Below are 11,081 nucleotides of genomic sequence, written 5' to 3'. Positions count from 1 at the left end.
AGCACGCGCCGTTCGGCGGCGTGGTACCCGAGATCGCCGCGCGCGCCCATGTGGAGACGGTCGATTCCATCGCCGAGGCGGCGCTGGCAGAGGCGGGTCTCGGCTACGAGGACCTGGATGGCGTCGCCGCAACGGCGGGACCCGGCCTGGTGGGCGGGGTGATGGTGGGCCTGTCGTTCGGCAAGGCGGTGGCCCTCGCCCGCGGCCTGCCCCTGGTGGCGGTGAACCACCTGGAGGGCCACGCGGTCTCGGCGCGGCTGGGCGCGGACCTGCCCTATCCCTTCCTCCTGCTGCTGGTGTCGGGGGGGCATTGCCAGCTCTTGAGCGTCGATGGCGTCGGGGCCTGCCGCCGGCTCGGCTCCACCATCGACGACGCCGCGGGCGAGGCCTTCGACAAGATCGCCAAGGCCATGGGCCTTCCCTACCCGGGCGGACCGGCGCTGGAGCGGCTGGCGGTCGACGGCGACCCCGAGGCCTTCCAGCTTCCGCGGATGCTGCTGGGCCGCAAGGACTGCGACTTCTCGTTCTCCGGCCTCAAGACGGCCGCCGCCCGGCTGGCCGAGGGCGTGACGACCGACGACCAGCGCCGCGATCTGGCCGCCGCCGTCCAGGCCGCCATCGCCGGCCAGCTGGCCGAAAAGTCGGACCGCGCGATGAAGGCCTATGCCGAGCAGCATGGCGGCCGGGACCTGCGCTTCGTCGTCGCCGGCGGCGTCGCCGCCAACCGGACCGTCCGCGCGCGGCTGGAGGAGACCGCGGCCAAGCGCGGCTTCAGCTTCGCCGCTCCGCCGCTGGCGTATTGCACCGACAACGCCGCGATGATCGCCCTCGCCGGCGCCGAGCGCCTGGCGGCCGGGATCTCCGACCCGCTCGACGCCGTGGCCCGGCCGCGGTGGCCGCTGGACGAGGCGGCCGCGAACGCCAACCCCACCCACAAGGCCGGACGCAAGGGAGCGAAGGCATGACCACGGCAGGGGTGATCGGCGGCGGCGCCTGGGGCACGGCCCTGGCCCAGGTCTGCGCGCGGGCCGGACGCGACGTCATCCTCTGGGCGCGCGAACCCGAGGTGGTGCAGGCGATCAACGCCGCCCACGAGAACGCGACGTTCCTGAAGGGCGTGCCGCTGGAGCCGTCCATCCGCGCCACCGGAGACCTCGCCGACCTGGCCGCCTGCGACCTGGTGCTGGCGGTGCCGCCGGCGCAACACATGCGCTCGACCTTGACGGCCTTCGCCCCCTACGCCCGGGCCGACCTGCCGATCCTGCTGTGCTCGAAAGGCGTGGAGCAGGGCTCGCTCAAGCTGATGACCGAGGTCCTGGCCGAGACGATCCCGCATGCCTCGCCCGCGGTGCTGTCGGGCCCGAGCTTCGCGGGCGAGGTGGCCCGGGGCCTGCCCACCGCCGTCACCCTGGCCTGTCCGGAGGACGGCTGCGCCGAGGAGCTGGCCGAGGCCATCGCCACCCCCACGTTCCGACCCTATTTCGCCACCGACATGATCGGCGCCGAGGCGGGCGGGGCGGTGAAGAACGTCCTGGCCATCGCCTGCGGCATCGTCGAGGGCCGCGGCCTCGGCCGCTCGGCCCACGCGGCCCTGATCACCCGCGGCTTCTCCGAGCTCACCCGCATCGCCGTGGCCCTGGGCGGCGAGGCCGAGACGGTCGCCGGCCTCTGCGGCCTGGGCGACCTGGTGCTCACCTGCTCCAGCCCGCAGTCGCGCAACATGAGCGTCGGCCTGGCCCTTGGGGGCGGTCAGACGCTGGAGGAGGCGCTGGCCGGCAAGCTGTCGGTGGCCGAGGGCGTCGCCTCCGCCCCCGCGGTCGGCCAGCTGGCGCGCAAGCTCCGCGTCGAGACCCCGATCTGCGAGGCCGTGGCCGCCATCCTGGCTGGCGAGACCGGCGTCGACGAGGCCATCCGCGGCCTGCTCTCAAGGCCGCTCCGAGAGGAAAACTGAATGCCGACCTTCGTCCTGCACTGCCTCGACAAGCCCGACTCCCTGGACCTGCGCATGGCGACCCGCGAGCGGCACCTGGCCTATGTGCAAAGCCGCGCCGCGGACGTGAAGGTCGCCGGGCCGATGTTCGACGAGGCGGGCGGCATGGCCGGCTCGATGTTCATCCTGGACGTGGCGGACAAGGCCGCCGCCCAGGCGTTCAACGCCGCCGACCCCTACACCCAGGCCGGCCTGTGGCGTCAGGTCGAGCTGAACGCGGTGAAGATCACGTTTGGCCAGGTCTGAGGGCGACAATCCCGCGCGCCCGCCTGCGGGCCTGCGCCTCTGCGCACTGGACGAGATCAAGGACCCCGGCGGCAAGTCGTTCCGCTTCCGGGACGGCTCGTGCATGTTCGCCGGTTTCGTGCTGCGCCAGGGCGACCAGGCGCGCGGCTTCGTGGACAGCTGCCCCCACGCGGGCTGGCCCCTGGCCCCCATGGACGACCGCTACCTCACCCGCGACGCCCGCCACATCCTGTGCGCCGGCCACGGGGCGCTGTTCACCCTGGAGGGCCTCTGCGTGGCGGGGCCGTGCGCAGACGAGCGCCTGACCGACTGGCCGGTCGAGGTGCGGGACGGCGAAGTCTTCACGGCGTAGGTCCAAAGGTGCTCCCCCTCTGGGGGAGCTCGCGAAGCGAGAGGGGGTTCACATCCCCGATGCTCAGGCTGAATCCCCATCCCCCTTCGGGACCTCCCCCCAACAGGGGAGGACCTGGCGCACCGCCAAAGGCGCCCCCCTCTGAGAGAACGGGCTTACGCCGGCCCCGCCTCCGCCCCGAACGCCGCCACGTCCTGCAGCAGCAACGCCGCCGCCTGCTTCACCAGCTCGCCGCCCTTTTCCGGCGTGGCGAGGCCGGGGTCGGACCCCATGCGGCCGTCGGCGTAGCGCGCGCGGAAGTCGTGGGCTTCGCGGATCGGACCAGTGGGCGCGATCTGCGGGGCGTAGTTCGCCGACTTGATCGAGTCCGGATACGCCCACTGGGTCACCGCGATTTCGGACGGCGTCGCGTGGCTGCCATGGCCGACGGGGAACTGGCGATTGGCCAGGGCGGTCACCCCCGCCAGGTCCCACCAGTTCTTGAGCTTGCAGGCGAAGCCCCGATTGCGACCCGCGTAGCTGGCCTCGGCGTAGAGTTCGGAGAACGCCGCCTCGATCGTGGCGACGTTCCCGCCGTGGCCGTTCAGGAAATACAGCTTCTCGAAGCCGGCATGGCTGAGGCTGCGGCACCAGTCGCCGATGGCCAGCATGAAGGTGGAGGGCCTGAGCGCGATGGTGCCCGGAAAGTCCAGGTGGTGCTGGGCCATGCCGATGTTGAAGGTCGGCGCCACGATGATGTCGCCGGTCTTCTCCGCCTCATGGGCGATGATCTCGGGACAGAGCCAGTCGGTGCCCAGAAGCCCGGTAGGCCCATGCTGTTCGTTCGACCCGATCGGAATGACGATGGTCTTCGAGCGGCCGAGGAAACCCTCGACCTCGGCCCAGGTGGAAAGGTGCAGCAGCATGGGAAAGCCTTCGACTGGGGGAACTGATCCTCCAATCCATAGGGTCTGCCGGCGGCTACAGTAAATTCCGAACTGGCTCAGCCGCCGGCGCTGGCGACCTCGATGCGCAGGTCCATCGCCTTCATCCCCACCAGCCGCCACCGACCCCCGGCCTTGGGATCGGCGCCCTTGGCGAAGGTCAGCAGGCAGTCTTCGGGCGCCTCGGCGTCGCGCAGGCAGACGTGCTTCTTGTCCACGACCTTCATCAGCGGCGCCACCTCGCTGGCGGTGGGCGCCTGCGCCGGGCGTTGCCCCGAGGCGTCCACGACGCGCAGGGCGTCCGGGCTGATCATCCGGTCCAGGGCGAACTCGGAGGGGCCGCCGTCCACCTCCAGTGCGGTGCTGCGCGCGAGCTCGGCCACCTGGCGACGGACGTCGTCGCGCACGGCGGGGCGATCGATCTCGGCCTCGAACGCCACCCGGTCGTCGGCCAGCGCCGCGGCCAGCAGCCGGCTGGCGCTCTCGGTCGCCGCCTTCGGCGCCTTGTCACCGCAGGACGACAGGCAAACGGCTGCGAGCGCGAGGAGCGTGGACACACGGAGCATCCGCGCAGAATCGCCTCCCCCCCGAGTCGCCGCAAGCGGAGCCGTCCCTCCGCGCCGAATTCTCCGGTGCGCCGGAACGTCGCGCGGGCCGGCGGCCAAGGCTTGAGGTTGCGCGAGCGCGGCGGCACGGATACTCGACCGGGAGCGATCCTTCGGAGGTTCAGTGGTGTCCGACGGCGAGGTTTTCCCGGTTCCCCAGGAATGGGCCGAAAAGGCCCTGATGAACGCCGACGCGTACGACGCGGCGGTGCGGCGCGAGGACGCCGACCCGGAAGGCTACTGGCGCGACATCGGCAATCGGCTGGACTGGATCCAGCCCTTCACCGAGGTGAAGGACGTCTCCTTCGACAAGCACACCTTCCGCATCCGCTGGTTCGCCGACGGCGTGCTGAACGTCTCGGCCAACTGCCTCGACCGCCACCTGAAGTCCAACGGCGACACCGTGGCGCTGATCTGGGAGAGCGACGACGGCCAGACCTATGACGCCCTGACCTACAAGCAGCTCCACGCCGAAGTCTGCCGTTGGGCCAATGTGCTGAAGGCCAAGGGCGTCAAGAAGGGCGACCGGGTCACCATCTACCTGCCGATGATCCCGGCGGCGGCGGCCTCGATGCTGGCCTGCTCGCGGATCGGCGCGATCCATTCGGTCGTCTTCGGCGGCTTCTCGCCCGACAGCCTGGCCGGCCGCATCCAGGACTGCGACTCCAAGGTGGTCATCACCGCCGACGAGGGTCTGCGCGGCGGCAAGATCGTGCCGCTGAAGCTGAACGTCGACGAGGCGCTGCAGTCCTGCCCGGGCGTGACCGACGTCATCGTGGTCAAGCGCACCGGCGGGACCGTGCCGATGACCGCCGGCCGCGACGCCTATTTCTCGGACCTGAAGCAGACCGTCTCCGCCGCGTGCGAACCCGAGCCGATGAACGCGGAGGATCCGCTGTTCATCCTCTACACCTCCGGCTCCACGGGTAAGCCCAAGGGCGTGCTGCACACCACCGGCGGCTATCTGGCCTGGGCGTCGTGGACCCATGAGGTCGTGTTCGACTACCGGCCCGGCGAAGTCTTCTGGTGCACCGCCGACGTGGGCTGGGTCACGGGCCACAGCTACGTGGTCTATGGCCCGCTGGCGAACGGGGCGACCAGCCTGATGTTCGAGGGCGTGCCCAACTTCCCGACCTCGTCGCGGTTCTGGGACGTCTGCGACAAGCACAAGGTCGAGATCTTCTACACCGCGCCCACGGCCCTCCGCGCCTTGATGCGCGAGGGCGACCTGCCGGTGCTGCGGACCTCGCGCAAATCGATCCGCCTGCTGGGCACCGTGGGCGAGCCGATCAATCCCGAGGCCTGGCTCTGGTATCACCGCGTGGTGGGCGAGGGCCGCTGCCCCATCGTCGACACCTGGTGGCAGACCGAGACCGGCGCCTGCCTGATGAGCCCGCTGCCGGGCGCCCATGCGCTGAAGCCGGGATCCTGCGCCAAGCCGCTGCCGGGCGTGAAGCCGCGGCTGGTGGACGCCGAGGGCCAGGAGCTGTTCGGCGCGGTCAGCGGCAACCTCTGCATCACCGATAGCTGGCCCGGCCAGATGCGCACGGTCTACGGCGACCACCAGCGCTTCATCGACACCTATTTCACCACCTATCCCGGCAAGTACTTCACCGGCGACGGCGCCCGCCGCGACGCCGACGGCTACTACTGGATCACGGGCCGGGTGGACGACGTGATCAACGTCTCCGGCCACCGCCTGGGCACCGCCGAGATCGAGAGCGCGCTGGTGGGCCACCCGGCGGTCGCCGAGGCCGCGGTCGTGGGCTATCCGCACGACATCAAGGGCCAGGGCATCTACTGCTACGTGACGCTCAAGGTGGGTATCGAGGCGACCGACGCCCTGATGGCCGACCTGCGCACCCACGTCCGGCATGAGATCGGGCCCTTCGCGGCGCCCGACGTGATCCAGTTCGCGCCGGGCCTGCCCAAGACCCGCTCCGGCAAGATCATGCGCCGCATCCTGCGCAAGATCGCCGAGGACGACCTCTCCAACCTGGGCGACACCTCGACTTTGGCCGAACCCGCCGTGGTCGACGACCTGGTGAAGAACCGCGCGTCCCGGAAGGGCGACGACGAGGTGGTGGTGGCCGGCAAGCGCTTCTCGTGCGCCGAGCTGGAGGCGACGCTGAAGAGCCACGGCGCCGTGGCCGACGCCTCCATCGTCGGCGTGCCTGACGCGCACAAGGGCGAGGTTCTCTGGGCGTTCGTGGAGCCCGACCCTGAGATCATGGCCTCCGACGTGCTGGGCGCCGAGCTGAAGGGCTTCCTGCGTCGCGAGATCGGCGAGGCGGCGGCGCCCGCCCACGTGATCTTCAGCCACCTGCCCAAGACGCTCGCGGGCGCCATCGTGCGCCCCGTCCTGCGACGCATCGCCGAGACCGGCGATCCCGGCGACGTCTCGGGCCTGGCCGATCCCGCCATAGCCGCGCACCTGGCGAAGCTGCGGGCCGACGCCCTGAGCTGATGGCCGTCGAGCTCCCGCACGGCCTGCGGGCCGCCATCGACCGGGAGCTCTCGGGCGCATCCCGTCGCGATCTCGCCCAGCGGACGGCGGCGACCACGGAGGCCTACCGCGCCGGCCGCGGATCGTCCGCGGTGATCAAGGGCCGCGACGACGCCCTGGCCTACGCCCTGGCCCGGCTGCCCGCGACCTATGCCGCCGACGCGGCGGTCTTCGCGGAAGCCCAGGACCGCGCGCCGGCCTTCGCGCCGCGGTCGCTGCTGGACGCCGGCTGTGGCCCCGGGGGCGGAAGCTGGGCGGCGGCCGAGGCCTGGCCCTCCCTCGATCGCATCACCTGGTTCGACGCCAGCGCGCCCTTTCTCGATATGGCCAGGCGCCTCGCGGCCGAAGCGCCCGATGCGATCCGTGAGGCGGAGACGCAGAGCGGCGACCTGACGGCCGGCCCCTTCCCAAGGGCGGATCTCGTCCTCGCCAGCTATGCCCTCGCCGAAATCCCGCCGGCCGCGCAGACCGGCGTGGTGCGCCGCCTGTGGGAGGCCTGCGACGGCCTCCTGGCGCTGGTCGAACCGGGCACGCCGGCCGGCTATGCGCGGATTCTCGCCGCCCGCGACGCCCTGATCGCCGATGGGGCCCGCATCCTGGCGCCTTGCCCTCATCAGGGCCCCTGTCCCCTCACCGGACCGGACTGGTGCCATTTCAACGTCCGCCTGCCCCGCTCGCGCGACCACCGGCTGGCCAAGGGCGCCGAGGTTCCGTTCGAGGACGAGAAGTTCGCCTATCTGCTCGCCGCCCGCCCTGGCGTGTCGGGCGGCGCGGCGGCCGGCCGCGTCCTCGCGCGGCCCCGCGCCGGCAAGCCCGGCATCGAATTCAAGATCTGCGGCGAGGAGGGCCTGGAGCAGCGCCTCGTGCCGCGCCGTGACAAGCCCGCACACGCCGTGGCGCGGCGCCTGGACTGGGGATCAGCTTGGCCATAGGCCATGTTTTCGCCCTTCGGTTACGCGAGGGACAAGCGTTCGGGGCCGACGCGTAAACGGGATGCCATGCCGCGGAGTCTGGCGGTCGCGCAGGGTCTGCGCCGACGAGAATTGATGGCCATGGCGCCGGCGGCGCTCATCGCGGCCGGCTGGGCGCCCAGCAGCACCATCGGCGAGATGGTGCGGAAACGGGCGCGCGCCCTCTCCCGAACCCGCTATCGGCCGGCGGACCGGCCGCTGCAGCCCAGCCTCGCGAACCTGGGCTACGACGCCTACCGGGACCTCCGCTTCCGTCCCGACCGCGCCGTCTGGCGGGGCGAAGACCTGCCCTTCCAGCTGCAGATGTTCCACCGCGGCGGCCTGTTCAGGGATCCCGTGGACCTGTTCGAAGCCGACCGCGGCTCAGCCCGGCCGATCCGGTTCTCGGAGGACCTGTTCAGCTATGGCGCCCAGAAGCCCGGCCCCCTGCCGGCGGACCTGGGGTTCGCCGGCTTTCGCATCCACACGCCGATGGAGGTTCCGGGCCGCTTCGACGAACTGGTGGCCTTCCTGGGCGCCAGCTACTTTCGGGCGGTGGCGCGGGGCGTCACCTACGGCCTGTCGGCCCGCGGTCTCGCCTTGGGCGCCGGCGAGGCGGGCGAGGAATTTCCCGCCTTCCGCGCCTTCTGGATCGAGCGGCCCAGACCGGACGCCCGAAGCGTCGTGATCCACGCCCTGCTGGACAGCGCCTCCACCACAGGAGCCTTCCGCTTCGACGTGACGCCGGGGGCGCTGACGACCATGGAGGTCGAAGCGCGCCTGTTCCCGCGCCGTCCCCTGACCTCGGCGGGGATCGCGCCGCTCACCAGCATGTACCTGTTCGGCCCCGAACAGCCGCGCCGCTACGACGACTTCCGGCCCGAGGTTCACGACAGCGACGGCCTGCTCACCGACGACGGGCGCGGCCAGCGCATCTGGCGGCCGCTGGTCCACACCCCGGCCACCCGGCTTGCGGACTTCGACATGGGGCCCGCCCGGGGCTTCGGTCTGCTGCAGCGCCAGCGGGGGTTCGACGCCTACCAGGACCTGGAAGCCAACTACCACCTGCGCCCCGGCGCCTGGGTGCAGCCGCTGGAAGGCTTCGGCCGCGGAAGCATCCGGCTGGTGGAGCTGGGCGCGCGCAGCGAGGCCGAGGACAATATCGTGGCCATGTGGCGGCCCGCCGAGCCCCTGGCCGCCGGGCGCGAGCACCGCTTCCGCTATCGGCTCGTTTGGGGGGCTTCGCCCGAGCCCGCGACCCGGCTCGCCCGGGCGGTGGCCTGGCGGACCGGTCACAGCCACGACCCCTCGCGACGCCGGTTCGTGGTGGACTTCGCCCCCGCGTCCGCCGCGGGGCTGGACGGCGTCCGAGCCCAGGCCGGCGCCACGGCGGGAGGCATCCGTGTGGAAACGGTGCAGCCGAACGCCTCCATCGGAGGCGCCCGGGTAAGTTTCGAGCTGGATCCCGCGGGCGCCAAGAACAGCGACCTGCAGGTGACGTTGATGCGGGCTGGAACGCCCATTTCGGAAACGTGGATGTATCGATGGCTAGCGTAGCGCGGCGCGTACCGGGAGCCGCGCCTGTGAAGGCCGCGGAGCCTTTCTTCCAGTCCCTGCCGCCGCCGGCGCGCCTGGGCATGCCGGAGCAGGACCTCCAGGCCGCGCCCGGCCGCCTCGCGCCGCTGATGGACGTGCGCGGCCGACGTATTGCGGTGTTCGGCGCGACCGGCGCAGCCATGGCCGCGGCCGGCGTGGTCATGGCGATCCTCCTGGCGGCGGGAGGCTTCACGGCCCTCGACGCCTGCGCCTTCGCGCTGTTCCTCGTGCTGTTCGGCTGGACGGCGTTCGGCTTCGTCAGCGCGGCCGCCGGCTTCTGCGTGCAGTGGCGGGCGACGCGGCCGCGGCGCGCCGATCCTCAGCCGGTGATCCTCACGCGGACGGCCCTGCTGATGCCGACCTACAACGAGGATCCGGGGCGGGTCCTGGCCGCGGTGCAGGCGATCCGCGAGGACCTGGTGCGGCTGGAGGTGTCCGAGCTCTACGACATCTTCCTGCTCTCCGACACGCGGGACGAGGCCACGGCGCGGGGCGAGGTCGTCGGCATGCTGCGCGTCCGCGCCCGCCTGGGGCCCGACGCGCGGCTGTTCTATCGCCGTCGCCCGCAGAACACCGACCGCAAGGCCGGCAACGTCGCCGATTGGGTGCGCCGGTTCGGCGCCGCCTACGAGGCCATGATCATCCTCGACGCCGACAGCCTGATGAGCGCCGACACCATCGTCCGCCTGACCGCGGAGATGGAAGCCGATCCCAGGCTCGGCCTGTTGCAGACGGCGCCGACCCTTGTGGGCGCCGAGACGCTGTTCGCCCGGCTCCAGCAGTTCGCGGCGCGCACCTACGGCGGGATGCTGGCCGCCGGCCAGGACTGGTGGTCGGGCGCCGAGGGCAACTACTGGGGGCACAACGCCATCATCCGCGTGAAGGCCTTCGCCGCCTGCGCCGGCCTGCCCCACCTGCCCGGCCGGCGCCCCTTCGGGGGCCACATCATGAGCCACGACTTCGTGGAGGCCGCCCTGCTCCGCCGCGGCGGCTGGTCGGTGCGGCTAAACAGCCGTCTCGCCGGCAGCTACGAGGAGGCGCCGCCTACCATCGTCGACATGGCCCGCCGGGATCGCCGCTGGTGCCAGGGCAACCTCCAGCACCTGGGCGTGATCGGCGCCGCGGGCCTGCACTGGATCAGCCGGCTGCACCTGCTGCGCGGCATCCTCTCCTACGTCACCTCGCCCCTCTGGCTGCTGCTCGTAGGCTTCGGCGCCACCGCCTGGCTGGGACAGATCGGCGAGACCGTGCGGGTGGACGGCAACGCCGCCGTCTGGCTGTTCGCCGTCACCCTGGGCCTGCTGATCGCGCCCAAGCTGATGGCCGGCGTCCTGGCGATGCGCGAGCGGACGGTGTCCGGCGTGCGCCGAACCCTGCGCCTTTGGGCCGGCATGGCGGTGGAGGTCAGCCTCAGCGCTCTGGTGGCGCCGGTGCTCATGCTGATGCAGAGCGCCGCGGTGTTCGACGTCCTGATCGGCCGGGATTCCGGCTGGAACGCTCAGCAGCGCGATGCGGGCCGTCTCTCCCGGCGCGAGGCTTGGCGCTCGCACCGGGGGCATGTGCTGATCGGCCTGGCCGGCGCGGTGATCGCCTGGCTGCTGGATCCGGCGATCTTCTGGTGGACCAGCCCGGTGTCGCTGGGCCTGTTCCTGTCGGCGCCGCTGTCGCTGCTGCTGGCCCGCACGGACCTCGGCCAGCTGTTCCGCACCCTCGGCCTGCTGGTCACGCCCGAGGAGCGCCAGGTTCCGCCGGTGGTCGCCCGGGCGGTCGAGCTGCGCGCCCTGTACGACCGCGAACAGGCCTCGCGCGTGGAGATCGAGCGGGTGATGCGGGCCCCGGTGCCCGTGCACCAGCCGGAAGTCCGCGGCTATGACGCCTTCGCGCTCCGCGCCCAGGCCGCTTAGTCGGGCCCA

The 11,081-nt window shown here is 71.9% G+C and carries 10 protein-coding genes and 1 pseudogene; 9 read left to right on the top strand and 2 right to left on the bottom strand.

What is annotated here, in order from left to right; genetic code table 11:
* From tsaD to AX721_RS17915, 4 genes are all read left to right on the top strand, one after another.
* Positions 1-965, top strand: a 965-nt coding sequence (tsaD, locus tag AX721_RS17930) for a tRNA (adenosine(37)-N6)-threonylcarbamoyltransferase complex transferase subunit TsaD (RefSeq protein WP_068877345.1), incomplete at its 5' end; no start/stop codon positions are given.
* Entirely contained in the window at positions 962-1,951 is a 990-nt protein-coding gene (locus AX721_RS17925) for an NAD(P)H-dependent glycerol-3-phosphate dehydrogenase (protein ID WP_068877344.1), read from the top strand. The genes tsaD and AX721_RS17925, both read left to right, overlap by 4 nt.
* Positions 1,952-2,236: a YciI family protein gene (locus AX721_RS17920; RefSeq protein WP_068877343.1), complete on the top strand. Its 285-nt coding sequence runs from the start codon at positions 1,952-1,954 to the stop codon at positions 2,234-2,236. It abuts the gene before it with no gap.
* Positions 2,223-2,588 carry a Rieske 2Fe-2S domain-containing protein gene (locus AX721_RS17915; protein ID WP_068877342.1) on the top strand — a complete coding sequence of 122 codons (366 nt, stop codon included), beginning with the start codon at positions 2,223-2,225 and terminating at the stop codon, positions 2,586-2,588. The genes AX721_RS17920 and AX721_RS17915 overlap by 14 nt, the downstream gene beginning before the upstream one ends.
* Before the next feature lie 155 nt (positions 2,589-2,743).
* On the opposite strand, the gene AX721_RS17910 is transcribed toward AX721_RS17915, so the two are convergent.
* Both AX721_RS17910 and AX721_RS17905 read right to left on the bottom strand, forming a co-directional pair.
* Entirely contained in the window at positions 2,744-3,493 is a 750-nt protein-coding gene (locus tag AX721_RS17910) for a creatininase family protein (RefSeq protein WP_068877341.1), read from the bottom strand.
* A gap of 77 nt (positions 3,494-3,570) precedes the next feature.
* On the bottom strand, positions 3,571-4,068 hold the full coding sequence (locus AX721_RS17905) for a hypothetical protein (RefSeq protein WP_156467235.1): 498 nt from the start codon (positions 4,066-4,068) through the stop codon (positions 3,571-3,573).
* Between the two features lie 172 nt (positions 4,069-4,240).
* On the opposite strand from AX721_RS17905, the pseudogene acs reads away from it, so the two are divergent.
* From acs to mdoH, 5 genes and pseudogenes are all read left to right on the top strand, one after another.
* Positions 4,241-6,175, top strand: a pseudogene (gene acs / locus AX721_RS17900) (acetate--CoA ligase); the annotation flags it as partial.
* Entirely contained in the window at positions 6,161-6,583 is a 423-nt protein-coding gene (locus tag AX721_RS28400; RefSeq protein ID WP_231733407.1) for a hypothetical protein, read from the top strand. The pseudogene acs and the gene AX721_RS28400, both read left to right, overlap by 15 nt.
* Positions 6,583-7,554, top strand: coding sequence for a small ribosomal subunit Rsm22 family protein (locus AX721_RS17895; protein ID WP_068877339.1), 972 nt, complete (start codon positions 6,583-6,585; stop codon positions 7,552-7,554). Before AX721_RS28400 ends, AX721_RS17895 begins: the two co-directional genes overlap by 1 nt.
* 114 nt (positions 7,555-7,668) lie before the next feature.
* Positions 7,669-9,129: a glucan biosynthesis protein gene (locus AX721_RS17890; protein WP_068877338.1), complete on the top strand. Its 1,461-nt coding sequence runs from the start codon at positions 7,669-7,671 to the stop codon at positions 9,127-9,129.
* Positions 9,117-11,072, top strand: a complete 1,956-nt coding sequence (mdoH, locus tag AX721_RS17885; protein WP_156467234.1) for a glucans biosynthesis glucosyltransferase MdoH — start codon at positions 9,117-9,119, stop codon at positions 11,070-11,072. The genes AX721_RS17890 and mdoH overlap by 13 nt, the downstream gene beginning before the upstream one ends.
* Positions 11,073-11,081 lie beyond the last annotated feature (9 nt).

This window comes from Phenylobacterium sp. CCH9-H3 (genome assembly GCF_001557235.1).
Taxonomy (GTDB): Bacteria; Pseudomonadota; Alphaproteobacteria; order Caulobacterales; family Caulobacteraceae; genus Phenylobacterium.
Note: the sequence above shows the minus strand (reverse complement) of the source record. Positions and strands in the feature narration are given on the sequence as shown.